At 40.5% G+C, this 22,328-nt stretch carries 19 protein-coding genes; all 19 read right to left on the minus strand.

Annotated features, from left to right (window positions below; translation table 11 throughout):
• Positions 1-39 precede the first annotated feature (39 nt).
• The 19 genes from ABD009_RS06640 to ABD009_RS06730 all read right to left on the minus strand — a co-directional run bounded on the left by ABD009_RS06640 (position 40) and on the right by ABD009_RS06730 (position 22,280).
• On the minus strand, positions 40-222 hold the full coding sequence (locus ABD009_RS06640; protein WP_155695991.1) for a DUF2065 domain-containing protein: 183 nt from the start codon (positions 220-222) through the stop codon (positions 40-42).
• Positions 223-287: 65 nt separating this feature from the next.
• Positions 288-1,163, minus strand: a complete 876-nt coding sequence (hflC, locus tag ABD009_RS06645; RefSeq protein ID WP_343823776.1) for a protease modulator HflC — start codon at positions 1,161-1,163, stop codon at positions 288-290.
• A 2-nt stretch (positions 1,164-1,165) separates the two neighbouring features.
• Complete coding sequence (gene hflK / locus ABD009_RS06650; RefSeq protein WP_155695993.1) at positions 1,166-2,311, minus strand: FtsH protease activity modulator HflK; 1,146 nt, start codon at positions 2,309-2,311, stop codon at positions 1,166-1,168.
• 109 nt (positions 2,312-2,420) lie between these two features.
• The gene (gene hflX / locus ABD009_RS06655; protein WP_343823780.1) at positions 2,421-3,710 is read right to left on the minus strand and encodes a ribosome rescue GTPase HflX; all 1,290 of its coding nucleotides are present in this window, start codon (positions 3,708-3,710) and stop codon (positions 2,421-2,423) included.
• Between the two features lie 113 nt (positions 3,711-3,823).
• Complete coding sequence (gene hfq / locus ABD009_RS06660) at positions 3,824-4,072, minus strand: RNA chaperone Hfq (RefSeq protein ID WP_155695995.1); 249 nt, start codon at positions 4,070-4,072, stop codon at positions 3,824-3,826.
• 88 nt (positions 4,073-4,160) lie between these two features.
• Positions 4,161-5,090, minus strand: a complete 930-nt coding sequence (miaA, locus tag ABD009_RS06665; RefSeq protein ID WP_343823784.1) for a tRNA (adenosine(37)-N6)-dimethylallyltransferase MiaA — start codon at positions 5,088-5,090, stop codon at positions 4,161-4,163.
• 36 nt (positions 5,091-5,126) lie between these two features.
• Positions 5,127-6,977 carry a DNA mismatch repair endonuclease MutL gene (mutL, locus tag ABD009_RS06670; RefSeq protein ID WP_343823787.1) on the minus strand — a complete coding sequence of 617 codons (1,851 nt, stop codon included), beginning with the start codon at positions 6,975-6,977 and terminating at the stop codon, positions 5,127-5,129.
• 8 nt (positions 6,978-6,985) lie between these two features.
• Positions 6,986-8,296, minus strand: coding sequence for an N-acetylmuramoyl-L-alanine amidase (locus ABD009_RS06675; RefSeq protein ID WP_330997768.1), 1,311 nt, complete (start codon positions 8,294-8,296; stop codon positions 6,986-6,988).
• Between the two features lie 28 nt (positions 8,297-8,324).
• A complete protein-coding gene (gene tsaE / locus ABD009_RS06680) occupies positions 8,325-8,792 on the minus strand; it encodes a tRNA (adenosine(37)-N6)-threonylcarbamoyltransferase complex ATPase subunit type 1 TsaE (protein WP_343823790.1) in 468 nt (155 codons plus the stop codon).
• Positions 8,793-8,809: 17 nt separating this feature from the next.
• A complete protein-coding gene (gene rng / locus ABD009_RS06685) occupies positions 8,810-10,282 on the minus strand; it encodes a ribonuclease G (protein ID WP_343823792.1) in 1,473 nt (490 codons plus the stop codon).
• A 1-nt stretch (position 10,283) separates the two neighbouring features.
• The gene (locus ABD009_RS06690; protein ID WP_343823794.1) at positions 10,284-10,847 is read right to left on the minus strand and encodes a Maf family protein; all 564 of its coding nucleotides are present in this window, start codon (positions 10,845-10,847) and stop codon (positions 10,284-10,286) included.
• 6 nt (positions 10,848-10,853) lie between these two features.
• Positions 10,854-11,333: a rod shape-determining protein MreD gene (gene mreD, locus ABD009_RS06695; RefSeq protein ID WP_343823933.1), complete on the minus strand. Its 480-nt coding sequence runs from the start codon at positions 11,331-11,333 to the stop codon at positions 10,854-10,856.
• A gap of 8 nt (positions 11,334-11,341) precedes the next feature.
• Positions 11,342-12,175 carry a rod shape-determining protein MreC gene (gene mreC / locus ABD009_RS06700; RefSeq protein WP_343823796.1) on the minus strand — a complete coding sequence of 278 codons (834 nt, stop codon included), beginning with the start codon at positions 12,173-12,175 and terminating at the stop codon, positions 11,342-11,344.
• Positions 12,176-12,262: 87 nt separating this feature from the next.
• Positions 12,263-13,306 (minus strand): rod shape-determining protein, encoded by a 1,044-nt coding sequence (locus ABD009_RS06705; protein WP_155696002.1) that lies wholly within the window; start codon positions 13,304-13,306, stop codon positions 12,263-12,265.
• Positions 13,307-13,434: 128 nt separating this feature from the next.
• Positions 13,435-19,887 carry a DUF6701 domain-containing protein gene (locus ABD009_RS06710; RefSeq protein WP_343823799.1) on the minus strand — a complete coding sequence of 2,151 codons (6,453 nt, stop codon included), beginning with the start codon at positions 19,885-19,887 and terminating at the stop codon, positions 13,435-13,437.
• Positions 19,880-20,368, minus strand: coding sequence for a hypothetical protein (locus tag ABD009_RS06715; RefSeq protein ID WP_343823801.1), 489 nt, complete (start codon positions 20,366-20,368; stop codon positions 19,880-19,882). The genes ABD009_RS06710 and ABD009_RS06715 overlap by 8 nt, the downstream gene beginning before the upstream one ends.
• Positions 20,358-21,182 carry a prepilin-type N-terminal cleavage/methylation domain-containing protein gene (locus ABD009_RS06720; RefSeq protein ID WP_343823803.1) on the minus strand — a complete coding sequence of 275 codons (825 nt, stop codon included), beginning with the start codon at positions 21,180-21,182 and terminating at the stop codon, positions 20,358-20,360. Before ABD009_RS06720 ends, ABD009_RS06715 begins: the two co-directional genes overlap by 11 nt.
• Positions 21,182-21,742: a type IV pilus modification PilV family protein gene (locus ABD009_RS06725; RefSeq protein ID WP_343823805.1), complete on the minus strand. Its 561-nt coding sequence runs from the start codon at positions 21,740-21,742 to the stop codon at positions 21,182-21,184. Before ABD009_RS06725 ends, ABD009_RS06720 begins: the two co-directional genes overlap by 1 nt.
• Entirely contained in the window at positions 21,729-22,280 is a 552-nt protein-coding gene (locus tag ABD009_RS06730; protein WP_343823807.1) for a pilus assembly FimT family protein, read from the minus strand. Before ABD009_RS06730 ends, ABD009_RS06725 begins: the two co-directional genes overlap by 14 nt.
• Positions 22,281-22,328 lie beyond the last annotated feature (48 nt).

Genomic DNA, 22,328 nt, shown 5'->3' on the forward strand with positions numbered 1-22,328 from the left:
TAAAAACTGCTAGATGCCTGTTTTAACGATTAAAAATATCTATCGAAACCAAAGCAAAAGAAGCCCAATAGTGAATAACACTAGACCAACTTGGCGAATTACCCCAATCGGTTCCTTAGATAATTTTTGAATGTAACTTCGCCATGTTTTGGGAAACAGCAGTGGCATCATGCCTTCTACTATCAAAACCATCGCGATAACCACAAACCAATCGATATCCATATTGCACCTCTAAAACAACAAAGGGCCCCTAAGAGCCCTTTATATTTTATCTAATTAAAGAAAGATTATTTACCTGACGTACTCTTCATGTAACGGAAGAAGTCGCTGTCTGGTTGAATAACCAAAATATCATTTTTGCTATTAAAGCTATTTTTGTACGCTTCTAAACTACGAACAAATGCGAAGAACTCTGGGTTCTTGTTAAATGCATCTGCGTATACTTTAGCAGCCAATGCGTCACCTTCACCACGAAGAGTTTGGGCTTCACGCTCAGCTTCAGCAAGCATAACGGTAATTCTTGCATCAACATCTGCACGAATGATTTCCGCTTTCTCACGACCTTCTGAACGGTGAGCTTTCGCTACTTCTTGACGTTCGGTACGCATACGTTCGAAGATTGAATTACTTACCCTTACTGGTAAGTTAATTTGCTTCACTCGAACATCTAATACTTCAATACCTAAGTCGCTTGAGCTTTTTGCAGCTTGAATAGCTTGCTGCATTAACTCTTGGCGCTCGCCAGAAACAATCTCTTTAATGGTTCTAGAACCAAAAGCAGTACGAAGACCGTTATTAACTTTCTGTTCTAATAGCGTTTCAGCGTTTAGCTTGTTGCCACCAGTTGATAGATAGAACTTAGCAAAGTCAGATATGCGCCATTTAACAAATGAGTCAACTATTAAGTCTTTTTTCTCTACTGTTACAAAGCGATCTGGCTCACCATCAAGTGTTTGAATACGAGCATCAAGGGTTTTTACTTTTTCAACTAAAGGAAGTTTAAAGTGCAAACCTGGTTCGTTAACAACTGGCGCACCAGCGTCATCACGTTTAACTTTACCAAACTGTATTACAATACTTCTTTGGCCTTCGTTAACAACGAATAGCGAGGAGAACGTCATGAATGCAAACACGACGATTAAAATCATACTAAATGTTTTCATGCTTAGTTTCTCCCATCATTAAAGCGGTCACCACGACTTGGGCGATTGCTTTGTGTCGGCTGTGTCGTTTGACCTGAGCCTGTATTGTAATCTGTTGCTGGGCGTTGACCTGTGGCTGGTAAAACACCTTGCTGCTGCATGATTTTGTCTAGAGGTAAGTACATCATGTTGCCATTACCTTTAGTATCAACTAACACTTTTGATGTATTTGATAATACTTGTTCCATCGTTTCTAAATATAAACGTTGGCGCGTTACTTCTGGCGCTGCTTTATATTCAGGCAGTAGTTGGTCAAACTTAGCTACTTGACCTTGTGACGCTAAGATCTTGCCTTGTTTGTAAGCTGTCGCTTCTTGAACCATACGGTTAACTTGACCACGGGCACGAGGCTCAACTTCACTTGCGTAAGCTTTTGCTTCGTTCACATAACGAACTTCATCTTCTCGAGCAGCGATAGCATCATCAAACGCATCTTTAACTTGCTCAGGAGGACGTGCGTCTTTGAAGTTAACATCAACAATTGCTAAACCTAATTTGTAAGGTTCAATAATTGCTTCCAATTCTTCACGCGTGCTTTGACGTACAATTTCACGACCAGACGTTAAAATGTCATCCATTCGAGAGTTACCAATAACCGAACGCAATGCACTGTCAGTCGCCTGACGTAAGCTGTTTGTTGGATCTGGAACAGAGAATAAATAGTTCTTTGGATCTAGTACTCGGTACTGTACTTCCATTTCAACTTGAACCACGTTCTCATCTTGAGTCAACATGAAACCTGATGCTGGAATTGTACGAACCGTTTGAATATCAACTGGAATAACCTTGTCAATAAACGTTGGGTTAAAACGAAGACCTGGCTCTTTTAATTCAGTGTATTCACCAAATCTCAATACCACACCGCTTTCTGCTTCGCGTAATGTATACCAACCCGATAAGAACCAAATAACAAATGCAACAACAAGTACTATAGAAATACCAATGCCGCCAGGTCCTTTACCTTCTTTACTCGGCTTGCCGCCAAATAAACCATTAAATCGATTGCCTAAATCTTTAAATAACTCGTCCAAGTCAGGTGGCCCCTGATCTTTGCCGCCGCGATTTTTCCACGGATCGTTATTATTATTTCCCGGCTCATTCCAGGCCATAAGTTACTCCAGTTTCATTCAGAAAAGTTACTGTTTAATTTAGCAAAGTCGTTTGCATAACTCTATGAAATTGAGTCAATACTGCAAACAAACTGCACTGTCTGTCTATTTAGTGGCTACTTTGCCATTTTTCAATGCCATAGCCCATTTGTTTATTTAAACGTTGTTGGTCTATTTTGCTAATACGCACGCTTAAAACAAAATGACCATTTTCGTCTATTTTCTCATCCAAGATTCCGTTGAGCTGATACAACTCTGCTCTTAGTTTACCCTCTTGTGGCGGTAGAATAAGCTCTACATCCCACATTGCAAGACCAAGCAACTCTGACATTGCTTGTTGAACAAGCTCTAGGCCTTGGGCTTTTTGAGCAGTTAACCAAACGGATACCGGCTTGCCTTCATCGTTTCGCTCAATGTGTGGCTCAGCGTCTTTTAATAAATCAATTTTGTTAAATACAAGTAATTGAGGAATATCGTCCGCTTCAATCTCCCTTAACACTTCTTCAACTTGGAAGATATTGTCACTACGTCTAGGGTCAGCAACATCAATCACATGAAGTTGAAGGTCTGCTTCTCTCGTTTCCGTTAACGTTGCTTTAAACGCCGCGACCAAGTCATGTGGTAAGTGACGAATAAAACCAACCGTATCTGCAAGAATTGTCTCGCCAACATCCGCTAAATCTATTTTTCTTAATGTTGGGTCTAACGTAGCAAACAATTGATCAGCCGCATACACATCAGCATTTGTTAGTGCATTAAACAATGTTGATTTACCGGCGTTGGTATACCCAACTAACGATACCGTTGGTACTTCCGCTTTTTTGCGAGAGCGACGACCTTGTTCACGCTGCTTAGATACTTTTTCTAGTCGAGAAAGTATGTGAGAAATTCGAGCTCGTAATAAACGTCTATCTGTCTCTAACTGAGTTTCACCTGGACCTCGTAAACCAATACCACCTTTTTGGCGCTCTAAATGAGTCCAACCTCTGATTAATCGGGTAGAGATATGTTTCAACTGTGCAAGCTCAACTTGTAACTTACCTTCATGAGTTCTTGCTCGCTGGGCAAAGATATCAAGAATAAGACCAGTTCTGTCTAATACTCTACACTGAAACAGCGCTTCTAAGTTACGCTCTTGAGAAGGCGATAAAGAGTGATTAAATATTACAATGTCTGCGCCTTCGGCTTGCACCGCATCTGCTATTTCCTGAGCTTTGCCGGTACCTACATAATATTTTGCGTCTGGGGAGTGTCTGCTTGTTGTGATTACAGCAAGCGTAGAAACGCCTGCAGAGGATACTAATAATCCAAGTTCTTCGATGTCTTCTCTGTCATTTTCAGCAGAAAAATTAACGTGTACTAAAACGGCCTGTTCGCCGACTTCATATCTATCAAACAAATGTTTATCCTGGGTTGGGGTTGATTAATTTTGCACAGTTAAAATGCAAAAAAGGAAATACGTTTATACGTATTCCCTTTCAAAATTAGTTTAATAATTATTGAAAATAATAATTATTGTTCTGGTTCTTCATTACCAGCGTAATGCGGGTTGGTCTGGAATGGTCGCGCAGGCACTATTGTTGAGATTGCATGCTTATAAACCATTTGACTCAATGTATTTTTTAACAAAATGACAAACTGATCAAATGATTCAACCTGACCTTGTAATTTTATACCGTTCACTAAATAGATCGAAACTGGGATTCGTTCACGACGTAATGCATTTAAAAACGGGTCTTGTAAGGACTGCCCCTTGGCCATTGTCAATGTTCCTTCTTTTAGTTTTATTATTTATTGTTTTTGTTAGGTAAACCTTTGCACATTAACGATAATACAACTTTGTCTAAGACTAGCTTAGCGAGTTTATTATCCGTTGCAAGTTTTCTTTTTGTTTTCCTACTTCTAGGTACATCACGTTAGGCCAACTTCGTAACCACGTAAGCTGCCTTTTTGCCAACTGCCTTGTGGCTACAACACCACGAAAAACCATTTCATTCCAGTCAAGCTCACCTTTTAGATGCTGCCACATTTGGCGATATCCTACGGCTCGTATTGACGGTAAATCTAAATGCAAGTCAGGTCTTTGGATTAAACTTTCCACTTCCCCTTTAAACCCTTGCTCTAACATAATATCAAAACGTTGCTCTATTCTTTTGTGTAGCTCAGTTTTATCATCACACATAAAAGCGAACTGCTTGATATTATAAGGTATCGGCTGTTTTTCCTGAGACATTAACTCAGTCATCGACTTTCCACTTATCAGGTACACTTCGTATGCCCGATTGATTCTTTGCGGATCGTTTGGATGAATTCGTTTTGCTGCTACCGGATCAACTTCAGCTAATAAGTCATGAACATGTTGCCAACCTTTATCGTTTGCCAACGTTTCTATTTGTGTTCTTATTTCACTGTTGGCTTCCGGTAAATCAGATATCCCTTCAACTAAAGCCTTAAAATACATCATGGTACCGCCAACTAATATAGGGGTTTTCCCCTTATTGAAGCTTTTTTCGATAGCCTTTAACGCATCTTTTCTAAAATCAGCAGCGGAATAAACTTCAGCTGGATCTAAAAAGCTAATAAGTTGATGCGGATATTTTGATAGCTCATCTGGCGTTGGTTTTGCGGTCCCAATATCCATGCCCTTGTATATAAGAGCGGAGTCGACACTTATCAAGTCACCATTGATTAAATCGGCCAGCTGCATCGCTAAATCAGTTTTTCCTGATGCTGTTGGGCCCATAATAGAAATTACGGTTTTATTTTCGTTTTCAAACATTGATCAAGGTTTCTCTGAAGGTTGTCGTTTAAACGGTTAAAGCGTTTTAAATAATTGCTGCAGGTCTACAGGTTTTGCCACTAAAGACCATTTTATCGAAAAGTCGCTACTTTGTTTAAGTATATGCAATTGTTTGAGTATTTGCGCCTGTTCTAATGGAATACTGTCTGTTTGATTTAAGATATTAGTAATTATTCCAGTGGTAAGTTTGTCACGTTTAAGTAACTCGCTAAATAGCTCAGGCAAATATTGGCTATTACTTCTACTTCGAACAAACGTTGGCACTTGCTTTATAATCAAATAGTTTTGATGAATTTTAGTATCAAATCCACTGGCTAATATTTCTTGCTCATAGGCCTTAAATTTAGTGAGTTCTGACTCAGTTAGTTTAATTCTGATAGGCACAAGTAATGGAGCTGGCTTCAACTGTTCCGTCGTTAATGAGCTTGTAGAGTGCGAGTGAGAGTTAGAATCAAATAACTCCGACAGATCTATTACCCAATGTTCATTTTGATATTGTATTAAAGCGTGTCTCAGTTGAGTAAAAAGGATACTGAAATCACTGCTAGCGTCACTAACACTCTTAACCTGTGATGTTGGTTTAGTTTGGTTCGACGAGTCTATACCTACTTTATCACTTAATGGTTTTTTGTATTCGGCATGCGGGGCGTTCAATAATGCAGAAGAAACATCTTCAAATAGTGATGGATTTACCGATTCCACTGAGTGTTGCTTTGGTTTTAAACCGGAGAATGTAGAGGGGTTGCTGTAGCTTGTCCCTGCCTTTTCACTCAGCGTTTTAGGTTTTTCGTTTGCAATAACAGTGTTTAAAGCTTGTGGTTCCGCTAGCCACTCTGGTGCCGTTTGTTGTACTTGATGAAAGTCAGTTAAACCTTCTTGAATAGTTCCAACAATTAAGTCATGCAGTAATCTTGAATGATGAAAGCGCACTTCGTGTTTAGCTGGATGAACATTTACATCAACCTCGTTAGCTGGCAGTTCAACAAATAAAACATATTCCGGTTGTTGTTCTGAATTTAATGAGCTTGAATATGCCTGACGAATGGCATGCTGAATCAGCTTGTCCCTCATCATTCGACCATTTACAAAAGAGTATTGCGCAGGATTTACCGACTTACATTCACTTGGTGACTTTGCCCAAATGGATATGGAAATATTGTCATATTGAGCGGTTCTAATACTCGACTGCTCGACAAACTGTGTATTAATCACTTCGGCTATTCGAGCTGACTGCTGAGCGACCTTATCTTCCGTTTGAGACTGAGCTCGATAGCGCTTAACGACTTTGTTATTGTGTTGAAGTACAAAACTGACGTCTGGTCTGCTCATGGCGATTCGACGAATCAGGCTTTCAATATGACTAAATTCTGTTTTTTCGGCTCGTAAAAACTTTCGGCGGGCTGGCGTATTAAAAAATAAATCTAAAACTTCAACTGTGGTGCCATTTGGATGCGCAGCAGGCTTAACATCAACCTCCATATCTAACCCTTCTGCAATCGCAGACCAGGCTTCGCTTTGAGACTCAGGCTTAGATGTCATGGTTAGTCTTGCTACAGAGCTTATTGAGGCTAATGCTTCACCTCGGAAGCCTAAGCTTAAAATAGCTTCTAAGTCAGATATATTGGTAATTTTACTGGTTGCATGTCGAGATAACGCTAGCGCTAACTGGTCTTTTTGAATGCCTTTGCCATCATCTTTTATTAAGATTTTTTTATGGCCACCGCGCTCAATATCGATCTCGACTTTTGTGGCACCGGCATCAAGTGCATTCTCAACCAATTCTTTCACTACCGACGCGGGACGCTCTACCACTTCACCGGCGGCGATTTGGTTTGCCAATTGTGGCGGTAATATTTTAATTGTCATTGGCTGACTTATGACTGAGGAATGGAAAGGACCTGACCAACTTTGATCATGTCATTTTTAAGTCGATTGGCAGCTTTAATGGAAGAAACGCTAACTTTATAATTTTGCGCCACAAGTGACAATGACTCGCCACTTCTTACCTTGTGCTTTAACACTTTATGAAGCTTGGCGTATCGAGTGCCATCAGGTGGACGTTTTTTAAAATGCGTTTTTACAGCGTTAACAATAGCTTTAGCAAGACGGTTTTGCTGCCATGCGTTGGTCAGCATTTTTTCTTCTCTAGGGTTAGAGATAAAACCACCTTCCACTAATATGGACGGAATATCAGGTGACTTTAAGACACCTAAACTTGCCGACTGAGGCTTGCGTTGATGAAGTTTTGTAATCTTTTTTAGCTCGCCTAATACAGTATTTGCAACTGTGAAGCCTTGGTCGCGAGAATGGTCCATTGATAAATCTATAAAGGTTCTGGCTAAATACTTTTCTGTATTTGTATCTTTTAACGCTTCCGATACACCACCAAGCAGCTGGCCGTACTCTTCTCGTCTTTCTAACGAACGACCGACTTCAGTGGTTGCTCTTCTGTTACTTTGAACCCAAACCGAAGCGCCATTTGGGCCTGGCGAAGTGAAGGCATCTGCATGCACAGAGATTAATAAATCGGCTTTCGCATCTCGTGCTTTTTTTGTTCGTTTATTAAGATCAATATAATAATCACCGGTACGAGTCATAATAGCTCGCATACCGTTTTCTTTATTGATGAGACTCTCTATTTTCTTAGCTAGCTTTAACGTGACATGTTTTTCATAAGTGCCTGCGCGACCAATAGAGCCTGGGTCTTCACCGCCATGACCAGCATCAATAGCAATGACAATGTCTCGGTCTGTTTCAATTTTACGCTTAGCCTGTTGAACTTTCTCTTCAGCATTAAAAAGGTCAACCACTAGTCGGTGACCGTAAGGCCCCGCAGGAACTAATGCAAATAGCATTGGGTTTACATTCTGTGAAAGGTCTAAAACAAGACGTGTTGAACCTTTACTTTTTGGTGTGCTTTTTCGGACATTTGTTAATACTTTGGCATCATCGGCAAGACCATCTAATGACGTAGACAACTTTGTGTTTTTTAGATCAATAACCAGACGTTGAGGATTTTTAAGTTCAAAGTAGGTGTATTCTGCAGGTCCTGATAAGTCTAAAACCACTCGAGTTGAATCCGGCGCTGGCCAAATACGAATACCATCAATCTTTTCACCAGCAACACTTTGAGGTGCTAGTAAAAGTAGGCAAAAAATAACTAACGAATGTATTAGTTTAGACACTGTAAAAATTTAACCTCATAACCACTTATTAATACTTGGACTCTATTTTTAAAACAGTCTGCTCGCCTATTTCCGATAAGGCTTGAAGCCTTATTTCACGCTGTTCGTCGGCATATGTCAAATATAACTCAAGGTCTGCCTTAGGTAAAAAGGCTTGGCCCTTTTCTGGCCACTCAATTAAACATAGCGCTTTGTCATTAAAATAATCACGAAAGCCCATAAATTCAAGCTCTTCTGGGTCCGCCAAACGGTAAAGGTCAAAGTGATATGCACTTATATTCTCAAGCTCATAAGGTTCTACCAAAGTATAAGTTGGCGACTTTACTCGACCATTGTGACCTAAGCCTTGAATAATGCCTCGACTTAATGTGGTTTTACCCGCACCTAAATCACCATGAAGAAATATGGTCATGCCCTGCGACAAAGACTGCGCAATATGATTGCCCATTGCAACCGTTGCTTCTTCATTTTCTAATATGGTTGAAAACTCTTTCATGACCTTTTGAAACCCTACTACATCATTACTACGTCAAACTGGTCCTGATTATACATAGGTTCCGTTTTGACTTTAATTTGTTTACCAATAAATACTTCAAGCTCTGCTAGGTTATGATATTCATCGTTTATTAGCGATTCAGCCACGGCAGGTGAAGCATAAACAATAAATTGATCGGCTTTATAAGCTCGGTTTACACGAACAATTTCACGCAATAATTCGGCACAAATAGTTTCTACCGTTTTTACATAACCTCGACCTTTACAAGCTGGACAGGTGCCACATAAAACGTGCTCTAAACTTTCTCGTGTGCGCTTTCTCGTCATTTCAACTAAGCCTAAACTTGAGAAACCATTGATCTTAGTTTTGACTTTGTCTTTACTCAAAGCCAGCTCCAAACTGTGTAGGACTCGACGTTGATGGTCAGTACTGTCCATATCAATAAAGTCGATAATGATGATGCCACCTAGATTACGCAACCTTAATTGACGAGCAATGGCTTGTGTTGCCTCACTATTGGTATTAAATATAGTGTCTTCTAAGCTTCGGTGTCCCACAAAAGCACCAGTATTTATATCTATTGTGGTCATTGCTTCCGTTTGGTCAATAACCAAATAGCCGCCGGATTTTAACTCTACCTTTTTGTCTAATGCGCGCTTAATTTCAGCTTCTACATCAAACAAATCAAAGATTGGACGCTCACCAGGGTAATACTCTAGCTTAGACGTCATCTCTGGCATAAACTCTTCAGTAAATGCGGTAAGTTCGCCATACATCAATTTAGAGTCAATTCGAACACGCTCAAGTTCGTCGGTAATAAAGTCTCGGATCACTCTAAACGCTAGGCTTAAGTCTTCGTATAAAACGGCTTGATTACGCGTTTTTTTCTTTTTCTTTATAATTTTTTGCCACAGTTTTTTTAAGAATAAAGCATCTTGTGCCAATTCCTCTTTGCCTGCGCCTTCAGCCGCAGTGCGCACGATAAAGGCGCCTTCACCTTCTTCGTAATGCTCTTCAACTATGGATTTTAAACGGCTTCGTTCTCTGTCATTTTCTATTCGCTGTGAAATACCAACATGTTTTGAGTCTGGCATAAATACTAAGTATCGAGAAGGCAACGTAATATCCGTCGTCAGTCTCGCACCTTTTGTGCCTAGTGGGTCTTTAACTACCTGAACGATAATTTTCTGTCCTTCACGAACTAACTCTTTAATGTCTCTTGCGGTATTGCTATTGGAGGTAATCTGATCTTTTTCATCGTCATAAGTAATGATGTCGGATGCGTGCAAAAATGCGGCTTTTTCCATCCCTATATCAACAAACGCGGCTTGCATACCAGGCAAGACTCTACTTACTTTGCCTAAGTAGATGTTGCCAACAATTCCGCTCGCACTTTGACGCTCAACGTGAAGTTCTTGCAACATGCCATTCTCAACCGCTGCAACTCTTGTTTCACTTGGAGTAACGTTAACTAGTAACTCTACACTCATACTACTTAAATTCCTTCAATGTCGCGTCTAATTCAACGAGTGGTAATCCGACAACCGCACTCACACTACCATTTATAGAAGTAACAAATTTGCCACCTATACCTTGTATGGCATAAGAACCGGCCTTATCTTGTGGCTCTCCGGTATGCCAATAGTCAATAACTTGCTGCTCGGTTACTGTTGCAAATAGCACGCTTGTAATTACCGTTTTAGTCACTGTTTTAGCTTTAGTAACTACACTATAGGCCGTCATTACTTGATGTTCTTTGCCTGATAACGCCATTAACATGCTTATGCATTCTTCCAGGCTTTCTGGTTTACCTAATATCTCGCCATTGTTAACCACTGTCGTATCTGAACCAATAACCAATGAGTCTTCAGGGCTGATGATCTTATTAAATATGGCAACGGCTTTTTGATTTGCAAGTCGCTCAACGTAATGTTGAGGATCTTCGTTATCTAAAACGGACTCATCGATATCGGCACTTTGTTGCTCAAAACTTGGAACTAAGTAACCGAGTAATTGTTTTCTTCTTGGAGACTGACTAGCGAGTATAATTTTCATAAAGCCTCATCGTATTTTAAAGCGTCTTCTGTAACCACGAAGAACAGGAAACAACCATAGCCAAAAGAGGCTACTAGTAAGTGCTGGATACAAATACTCAATGGAAAAACTAACATCAATCAAAAATCGATTAGTCCAAAAAATAACAAAATGGTAAAGAATCAAAAATATAAAAATAATAGACGCCTGTTGCCAGATAGAAAAGTTTCTTAATTTTTGAAAGTTATTAGCCGAGATATAAATAACTAAGGACATAGCAAGGGCGTGAACGCCCAAAATAGTGCCGAGTAAAATATCCAATGCAAAACCTAATATCCAAGCTACGCCAACATTAACACGGTGCGGTAATGCCATGGTCCAATATATTAATACCAACGCTAACCAGTCTGGGCGAAATGCTTTTAATTCTAAAGGTAGCGGCATAATGCTTAAAATAAGCGCAATAAAAAGAGTAATTCCAATGAACCACCATGAAGACTTTGTAATTCGAGCCACTATTCAAGATCCTTTTTATCAGGCCACAGTAAAAGAACGTGCCTGAGTCTATTAACCTGTGCCACTGGGGATGCACTCACAATTAGAAATGGTTTTGAAGGATCGTTTTTTACCTCTTTAACCACTGCCACCGGGTAACCATCTGGGAATAACCCACCTAGGCCCGACGTAATTAATTTGTCGCCCACTTTAATATCAGTGTCGTGGGGCACATTATTAAGCACCATGCGGTTAATATCACCGGTACCACTTACAATTGCTCTTATATCGTTTCTTAGATTGCGCACTGGTATCGCGTGGGTTTGATCCGTTAACAAAATAACTCGGGCGGTATTATTGCCCGTTGATATTACCTGACCAACTACACCGAGCTCATCTATAACAGGTTGCCCAGCAAACACATCCGCAGACTGACCTTTGTCTATTAATACATTGTGTGAAAATGGGTGATTGGCTACCGCCATTATTTCAGCTACGACTTTTTTTGCTTCAATACGCGCGTTTGTATCGAGCAGCGCTCTTAGCTTAGCGTTTTCGTTAAGCAACATTTGATAGCGTTGCAGCTTTTCGTTTTGGATGAGTTGTAAATTCTTTAGACGAGTATTTTCGTCTAAAATAAACTGTTTACGTGCCGCGTACTTTGAAAGGCTATCGATACTTTGTTGCGGTAAGTCCGCAATATATTGAATAGGAGCAACAACACTACTGAGAGTATTTCTAATTTGTTTTGAACTATCCGTATAAACATCAACTGTCATTGCAACAATGCTTAATACAAAAACTATTGCAAATCTTAGTGTTAGGGCAGGTCCTGCGCCAAAAATGGGATTCATACGGTTACCTAATATTAAACGGATTGTCAGCAAAACGGCAGTCGAAACTGCCGTTATTGTTCAAGCTTTAATTACCTAACCAGACTATTAGTCGTAGCTAAATACATCTCCGCCATGAACATCAATCATTTCTAACGCTTTACCACCACCTCGAGCAACACAGGTAAGCGGATCGTCAGCAATAATTACTGGAATCCCCGTTTCTTCCATCAACAAGCGATCAAGATCTTTTAGTAATGCACCACCGCCAGTTAATACCATGCCGCGCTCTGAAATGTCAGACGCTAGCTCAGGAGGAGATTGCTCTAACGCAACCATAACCGCGCTAACAATCCCAGAAAGCGGCTCTTGAAGCGCTTCTAAAATCTCATTTGAGTTCAGAGTAAACGAGCGAGGAACACCTTCAGCTAAGTTACGGCCACGTACTTCCAACTCTTTTACATCTTGCGACGGGTAAGCAAAACCAATTTCTTGTTTAATTCGCTCAGCCGTTGCTTCACCAATTAAGCTACCAAAGTTACGACGCACGTAGTTAATAATCGCTTCATCAAAGCGGTCACCACCAATACGTACTGATGAAGAGTAAACCACACCATTTAACGAGATAATTGCTACTTCAGTTGTACCACCACCAATATCAACAACCATTGAACCCGTTGCTTCTGATACAGGTAAGCCGGCACCAATTGCAGCGGCCATCGGCTCTTCAATTAAAAATACTTCTCTTGCTCCCGCACCTAGTGCAGATTCACGAATAGCTCTTTGCTCAACCTGTGTGGCTCCACAAGGAACACAAACTAGAACTCGAGGGCTCGGACGTAAGAAGTTGTTGCTATGCACTTGTTTAATAAAGTGCTGTAACATTTTTTCAGTAACGTAGAAGTCTGCAATTACACCATCTTTCATTGGACGAATTGCTTTGATATTACCAGGCGTACGGCCTAGCATTCTTTTCGCTTCACCACCAACTGACGCTACGCTTTTAGGGCCACCAGCTCGTTCTTGACGAATAGCAACTACTGAAGGTTCATTAAGAACAATTCCTTGGTCTTTAACATAAATAAGAGTGTTTGCCGTACCTAAATCGATAGACAAATCATTTGAAAACATGCCGCGCAGATTTTTAAACATGGCGCTTTTACTTCCTTTAAGAACTTCATCAAGATAATAACCACTAACTTTACCTAACGGTTATTCACTGGGCAAGAGCCTAGAGCAAACAAATTGAAAATTAGGTGATTAAATTACAAAAACCGATTTTAATTTTCAATTTTTACTCGTTTTCGCTCTCTTTTATAAATTATTCTTTCATTACCACTAAACCGGCCAAAGGTAACTTGGGTTGTTGGTAGGTTTAAATCAAGTGCATCGCCTATACCGTCGCCATCAACGTCAGTGAAGGTAACAGTCGCATCAGCATCCCAGTCCCAGCGCAAAAATCCATTTTCGGTTTCTAATTCAACATCTATATTAAAGCTGCCAATATTTAAACTACCTGGACTTTTAAACGGCAATACAATAAACCCGTTATTGGCCGTAACAGTGGACTTGCTATCAAAACCGCCCAGCTCAGTGGTTGCATTAGTTGTATCTAACGTATACTTAGGTCCATTGTTTGCTACATCAAATTCATTTAGGCCATCAATTGTAATTGCATCTTGGGTAAATACAGTGCAATTGTCATCGTTGTTTCGCTGCCAATTTTGACTATTAGTAAAAACTTGCAACTCCGCTCGCCAAGGTAAGTCTTGCAGTTCAGAGCCGTAAGCATTATCAACCTTCATGCGAGCATACTGCTGCTTTGTGCCCTGGATATTATCAATTTGAACCGTCTGATATGAAGTGTCTGTATTTACCGTCTTTATACCTACGCCAAAATTATCCAAAAAGGCATTGGCCGTTATTGTTAAATTAATGTCTGAATCAAATGGAACATCAGGTGAGCTAGTTTTTGAATACTTTAGTTGCTGATTTAACAACTCATAACTGCGTAAACCGTCTACTTTATCTGTATCAATTTCTGAAACCGACAAATTAGTATTATTAATTGTGATTGAGTTATTGATATTTACATTGTTGTCGAGATAGGTATTGCTAACCATCTCAGTACTAATAGTCGTTAAATTTTGCTGCCAATAATTTAAAACATCTGCAAACTCTGTAGTTTCATTTATCGCATTTTTAGCCGTTAGGGTAATTATCGGCGCAATGTCCCAACCAAACTCTTGGCCTATATAATTGGAAGCATTACAAGAACCTGCAAGGGAAGGTGTATTTACTGATGCTTGGTAATAACTTATGGCAAAAAAGCCTTCAAGTTGGGTGTCTGTGCTTATGCTTTGCCCTAAATAACCAGTGTCTGTGAACGACATCTGAAGTCTGGCAGACTCATCGTAATTCACATTTAATATGGCAGTATTGGCACTGCCTGATATATCAACGGCCGCAGCACCTGAATTAGGAGCAACGTTTGTACTGTTTGCAATCAGTAAGGTTTCTAGGTCATTTGGTGTTATTGATGGAGCAACCGATAAAATTTCTGCATCGGAAGGCATTGTACGGTTGGCTTCTACAGAATATTTGCCTGACGGTACGTAATTTTGCAGAACAGTTCCATCGGCACACTGCCCCGATATAATTACTTGTTCTTCAATAGCTGCAACATTGTTTGAATCGCCATCAGCCCATTGTGCCGATAGTTTTGCAGGAATGAAGCCCAGTGTTGCTGACGTGCTAGATAAGTTTCCATCAGCGTCATTAACTTGGATTGAAATTTGGCCTGCCTCGGCATAGTTTACGTTGATTTGCGCTTGGGCATTATTATCAAAAGGCACACTAACCGGAGTGCCCACTTGTGTTGCAATATGATCTTGCCCCTGGATATTTGCCGCGGCGTTATTTAGCACTGAACCAGCATCTGGAGCTACATAATTGTAACTAAAAGTGAGAGGGAAGTTGCCATTAGAATAAGCAGGTACACAAGCTCCGCCAACGCCAGTATCTGGCGACTTCACCGCTTGAATTGTAAACGAATTAGCGCTACATGATTGCGCATTGTTATTATTGCCCGAGGTTACAATAAAGCCACTTGAAGCGACGTTGTAATCACAAGAGTTATCGCCGGTAGCTGTATTGGAACACTGAATGTCAGTTGCTATCGACGACTCGCCCGTTAAGGTAAAGTTGCCCACATTAGTTTCAGTAAATTGAGCGTCATTTAGAACTCCTGTTGAGCCGTTAATGGTGTAAGTTCCTAAATTTGACTGAACGCCAGAAACATCCTTTTTGAGAGTAAACTCAATATCATTGCCGCTATACAGTACGCTGCAGTCCGAATTCGCACACGCTCTCAAGTTTACAGAGTGTGCTGCACAGGAAACACCATTTCCAGTATGGACTATTTCAATATGATCTAATCCTGCAACACAAGGTCTAGCCTTTCTCATCAGTCTATTTACTTGGCTTTGAGAGTAGGCAAATGGGATTACATTTACTTCGTCAATAGCACCGTCAAATACTTTTAAAATACTAGTGCCGGTATACAAGTTACCGATATAAAAATTGGAATCCGTATTTGGTATTAACGTACTCGACTCTGGATACTTACCTTCTAATACGCCATCTACATAAACACTTACTCTCTCGTTTCTAGCTAACGTACCATCAAAAACAACGGCTAAATGATACCATTGCTCAGTATTAAACACTTTTTGCGTAGCAAAACGATCGTTTTGAGTATCAATATCTATGTATAGCTTTCCACCTTGGCCATTTAAAAAGAAAATACCGTAAGAAATATTGCTCGAAAAGTTTGGCCTTTTCGACATGATACCGCGAGCATTAGTGCCGTTGGTTTGTGAAAATGAATCAGCCTTAAACCAAGCAGAAAGCGTTAACTGGGATGTATTATCTAAACTGTCCCTATCTTCAACTTCTAAGTAATCGTCCTCACCATCAAAGGTACCGTAATGGCACGTGCCTGGTGAACCCACAATTGCGGCATCTTCAAAAGCAGTATTGGCTCCTGTGCCGTTCGCAAAACCATGGGCCTTACCATTAAAGTCAGAGCCCGAACTGTCTTTAACTTCACCTGCAGAACCATCCCAACTGAACTCATCCAAACGCCATTCGCCTGCAGCGCAGTTGCCCTCTATTAACGAAAGTTCAGCCGCAGCTATATAGCTTCTATCACCAAAGCTTGTCATGGTATGCAAACGTAAGTATTTCGCATTTATTGAGTCAAAGTTGAACGTTTGAAGACTAGTAATATTCTCGCCTTCAAATATATAACTTGGTGTAACTGGCGTACCTAACACCCTAAGTTCAGTTAAACCTGTATAAGTTCTATCGCCATGGTTATTGATAGTGATGAGTTTTAAACCCACAGCACCCGTTACTCTGTCTTCTGCGTCTAAAACAATTTGGTGTGGGCCTTTACTTTCTGGCAAGTAAAAAGAATGCGCGGAAGTAACCGAAGGACCAAGCAATTCAAACTCACGAGCTCCAATATAGTTACGATCTCCGTAATTATTAATTGTTATAAACTTTGCGTCCGTTACATTAAGGGGCACGTCTTCTGGGTCAATATAAAAAGACTCAATATCAACCCCCATTTGCGCTGTAAATGTCTTGCTTTCGGTTACTGAGCTACCATGAATCTCAAACTGACGAGCACCAATATAGTTTCTATCACCATGATTGTTTATGGTTACCAACCGGACTCCCGTAACATCGCTGACAATATCGTCGGCATCTAAAGTAAATAACTGACCATCTCTATTCTCAAGTGCATTAAATATGGTAGTTTCTGTGACTGCGTCGCCCAGTATTTTAAACTCTCGTGCGCCAATATAGTTTGTATCACCATGGTTACTTATTGTTCTGAGCCTTACACCAATAACATCGGTAGGCACGTCATTGGCATCTATTGTAAATACTTGCTCTTCAGCAATTTGTTCCGCCGTAAATATGGTTGTTTCGGCAACTGATTTACCAAGTAATTTAAAATCTCTTGCGCCAGTATAATTTGGGTCGCCATAATTTGTGACGGTTTCAAGTCTGTACTCTATTACTCCAGTAGGTAGGTTGTTGCTGTCTAACTCAAAAAACTCTCCAGCACTGCTCATTTGAGCTTCAAAAGAGTAAATAGGTCCTACCGTATCACCAATAAAGCTAATTTCTCTTACGCCGGTATATTGAGGGTCACCATGGTTAGTCAGTGATACAAATCGTACCGCCGTTACATTTGAAATTGGAGCAATTGACCAAGTTTGTACGTCGTTACTCATTGCAGATGTTAAGACAATCGTACCGTCAGGTAACATTGCGTCTTGCCAAACATTGCTGGATTGTTGATATTGAATTTTGAACGTAGCAACGGAACGATCATCCACGCCATAATTGGTTAGCTCAACCGTATCTATGTTTATAACATCGCCATTGATACCATCTTTATTCGTATCAAAACTGAACTCAATTTCATTGTCCTGTTTTCTGCTTAACCAACGTGTTGCGTAATTGCCATCATGAATATTCTGAGCGCCCCAGCTAGTATTGTTATATTCAGAGTCCACTCGCGTGACTTCGCCACCATGAGCTGGCAAAGAAAAGTTATAGTTTGGTAAACCAGCTGCACTGCCCGGCACTTGAATATACTGCCAGCTAGCACTTGCCGCTGTTTTATAGGCCATTTGGAATTGTTTTATTGAGCGATCATCATTGCCATAGTTTCTAAGATAAATCCGTTCCGCAGTAAAGGCATCGCTAGCCTCTTGTGGAACTCCGTTGCCATTACCATCAAAAATAAAATCCAATTTGGCATTGGCCTTACGACTCAACCACAAGGTTTTAAAATCTCCGTCAATCAGGTTTTTAGCGGCCCAATTGGTATTGTTATACTCAGACTCTACGTAGCTTAGCTCGGCACCGTTATTGTCCAGCGCAAAGTTAAAGTTAGCGTCGCCAACGGCAGCTCCTGGCACTTTTATGGTTTGCCAAACTCCAGCCGAACTCGCTGTTAAAACCTCTAACTGGAATTCAAATATTGAGCGGTCATCGTTGCCGTAATTTAAAATTGAAAATCTATCAAACGTAAAATAGTCATCTTGTGTGCCAGCCACACCGTCCTGATCAACATCAAACTCAAATGTAAGATAGTTATTGGTATTGCGACTCAACCAAAGTGTTGTTGAGTTACCGTCGTGAATATTGGCCGCAGCCCATGTGCTGTTATTGTACTCGTTACCAACGGCAGTTAAATTGGCTCCGTTATTAACCAATGCAAAGTTAAAGTTCGCATCGCCAATGGCTGCTCCCGGCACGTTAACTAATTGCCAATTACTATTAGACGCGGTAGTTACTTCAATTTGAAATTCTTTGATCGACCTGTCGTCGTTTCCATAATTCACCAAATAAAACTGTTCAAAAGTGAACAAGTCTTCAGCAGAGCCTAAAGTACCGTCTTCGTTGGGATCAAACTGAAAGCCAAGTTTGGCGGTTTGGTTTCTAGCCAACCAATAGGTATTCTCATCACCGTCATGAATATTATCCGCACCATAGGTAGTGGTATTTAACTCACTACTGATTTCTGACAATACGCCACCTTGATGAGACATGGCGAAGTTATAATTTGCTTCACCTACGACGGCACCTGGTACAGTTATTTTATGCCACTCGGGATTGGCAACGGTTTTTACCGCGACTTGAAACTGACGAAGCGAGCGGTCATCGGTACCGCCATAATTTCGAACTCTAATTTGGTTTAGGTTAAACAAGTCATTGAAGTCACCATCTGCACCCGAAACGCCGCTGCGGTCTGGGTCAAAGGTAAATTCAAAAGTGTTGTGGCCTTTACGACTTAGCCAAAGTGTATTTTGGTCGCCATCGTTAATATGATCGCCCGACCAGTAAGCATTGTTATAAGCACTGTCGACTAATCCCAGTACACCACCATCAATATCTCTTGAGTAAATGTACTCGGGATCGCCACTCATTGACGTTGGCACCTCTAAACGCTGCCAGGTTGTTCCATCGTTGCTGTATTCAATTTGAAATTCACGAACCGATCTATCATCCGCTCCATAATTGTAAACTTCCAACTCATCAATGGTAATGCCATCGCCTGTTGAGCCATTCCAATCTGTATCAAAATTGTATTCAATGATATTTCGGCCATTTCTCGAAAACCATCGCGAATTAGTATCGCCATCGTTTACGTTGGACCCTGCATAAGTCGTAGAATTATATTCAGAATCAACACTAACGACTCGCGCGCCCTGTGCCCAGCTTAGATAATTGATTAATCCGGTAGGATTTTCATCAGCTACTATAGGTATCCAGCCTGCCGTACCAAAGTCTGCGGCCAACGCATCATCTGAGGTTGTTAATAAGGCAAACTCTTTGATGTTTCGACCACTGTTTGTATAGTTTTTTAAACTTAAACCTTCAAAACAGCGCGGATCGCCAGTGGAGTCTAATAAAATATTAATATCATTGGTTTGATAACGACTAAGCCATCGACTTCGTTCATCATTATCAATTAAGTTTGCAGCTGCCCATGTAGAGTTGTTGTATTCAAATTGGACGCCAGTGACCACAGCGTCTTCTAAACCTTCACCAGCACTAACAGATTTAATATTGGAAACTAAAGACAGCGCTATTAAGGAAAAAGCGAAAGAACCGATTTTTGAGGGCTTTACTAAGTTACTACTCATGCTTTTTTGCCTCTACTTCAATGGTTCTGCTCACGCACACTTCATTAGCCAAACAGGTTGCGTCTAAGATAAGTTTATTAGAGTTACTGCCCTGCAGCCCTGCTTTACAAACACCGGTACTGACTACTTGAAAGTAGCTCGAATTTAAAATTATTTCTTCAGAACACTGCATCACTACGTTGCAATGCAACAGACCATCGACATTAAAATACAACTGTTGTGAAGCTTGGCAATTGGATACGTTACTGTTTATTGGGAAAAGCTGCTGCAGAACAAAATCATTTCCGCTATCGGCTGCCAACAAGGCTCTAGTGCCTAAAATTTCATTGATACTTTGATCGTTACTTGAAGAAATTGTTTGCGTAATTCCTAAGCTCAAAATAGCAAAAACCACGACTAAAAAAACCGCAACAATTAAGCTGCTACCCGCTTGATTGGCTAGACTCGTTGGCTGTAAGGTAGAGCTTTTTTTAAGGTACATTTGGAATATGAACCTCTTGATTAAAAAACATATTTTCGTCTAAGTTGGCAGCGAACTCAAAATATAGATTTACCACCGAATTTCGATATAACGCACCAGGCCTATAATTAAATGGCGGTTCAGAAGCCAACTCATTAGTCAGACCTTCGGCCATTATGTCCCCAAAAGCTGCAACAATATTAGAAGTATAAAAGAAGCCAGAAATTGAAGGTTGCTCATAGCGATAAATCGTATTGTTTGTTAAGCAGTAATAAACTGACGTTCGCGCAGTATAAAAACGTTTATTTGGCGAAGAGTAAGGGAACGTATTGTCCCGTGTAAATGTAACTCGATAATTAGGATTGCTTGGGGTTTCCGCTATAGAAGAAATTGACGCCCACTGAGTATCAGTAAGGTAAATGTCTCTAGAGCTTTGTGGGTAAATATAAAACCTGTCACTAGGGTCATAGGTGCCAGACCAACTTACAATATCTATTTCTTTACCTACTTTTGGTGACATAGGTGGCTGGACTGCATCCACGTCATCTCGGTATGCACCAGAGGCTTTGATTGGAATAAAATTAATACAACTTTTATCGGCGGAAACTCGAACACTATTTGGCACGCTGGCTCGTAACTCTCTTGTTAATCTTTCAACAACAAAACGACTTTTACTAAGAACGTGCTGGCGATCCGTTGCTTGAATATAAATCTCAGTACCAAAAATAATAAACTTAGAGGTGGCGATAGCTAATATGCCTAAAATAACCACGACCAATACCAGCTCTACAAGCGTAAAGCCTTTTTGATTAAAGCTAGGACTAGTTTCGCTCATTAGTAATTAGTCCTGTAACTAGAGTAACTTATTGTAGAGCCTTTAGGTGGCGTTACACTGACCAAAATCTTTTTAGCTCGTTTGTTAGCTAATCCTAAATCAGCACCGGCATAGGTCACAAACACTTCCACTGAAAAGTCTCTATATATGTCTTGTAGGCTGCCATTCTCAATGTTGGTAATTTGATCACCTGTAACGTTTAAACAATGAAAGTCATCAATATCGTCATATAAGTCACGACTAGTCTCTTCAACCCAAGGATAAGGACCTGTTCCAGGGCAAGCTGGCAAGTCGGCTATACAGGCGTTTCCACCACTCTCATCGCATCGAGCAAGCTCACCTGACGTTGGTGAGTTTTCATCAAAACGGCGGGCATTAATTTCGTTCATTATTGATTGCGCTAACTCGGCAGAACGCACTTGAAACCATGGGTTTGTGCTTTTTTCAGCTTGAGGTATGAGCACACCCGTTAAAATTAACAAAGCGCCCGAGAGGGCAACAATACCGACAATCAGTTCGATTAATGTAAATCCTTTAGCATGTAGTTTATTGACAGGCATTAATGTACCCCTGTCCGTTTATGCATACTGCGTAACCTGTATCCAAGGTGATTTTACAGCCAGGTTTAGCACAATTACCAACTTTCAATTCGGTTTGCCCCCAGCTATCAAAGTTCATCTCAGTTATCGGTGAACCTTGGCGATTAGTTACTGTGTAGGGTGATAGGTCTTCGATAATTAAAAAGTCTGAGGTTTGATTGTTACTAACATTTATTAACCCACTTCCGCACCCACCAATATTAGCACCTGAGGTATTTTGAGCGTTTAAGCCTATTTTATCTGACTGGAAAATAATGCGATGGCAGGTGTTGGTTTCTTTTTGAGTATTTTGCATTGCACGCATTTGAACGGTGCGCAATAGAGAAATCAGCTGGTCACGCTGGGATGTTAATGTGTAATCAGAGGTACCTTGAAGCTTAGGTAAAGCCGTCACGCCTAAAACAGCAATTAAAAGAATAACAACAATCAACTCTATAAGTGTAAAACCGCGAGTATGACTAGTGTTAGTTTTTTGTAGACCCTTCAACTCTCCCTTCAATATCGTTACCTCTTGTATAAAGCCGAGGCGGACTAATCCACCTCGACA

It is taken from the genome of Psychrosphaera haliotis, assembly GCF_039523615.1.
Taxonomy (GTDB): Bacteria; Pseudomonadota; Gammaproteobacteria; order Enterobacterales; family Alteromonadaceae; genus Psychrosphaera; species Psychrosphaera haliotis.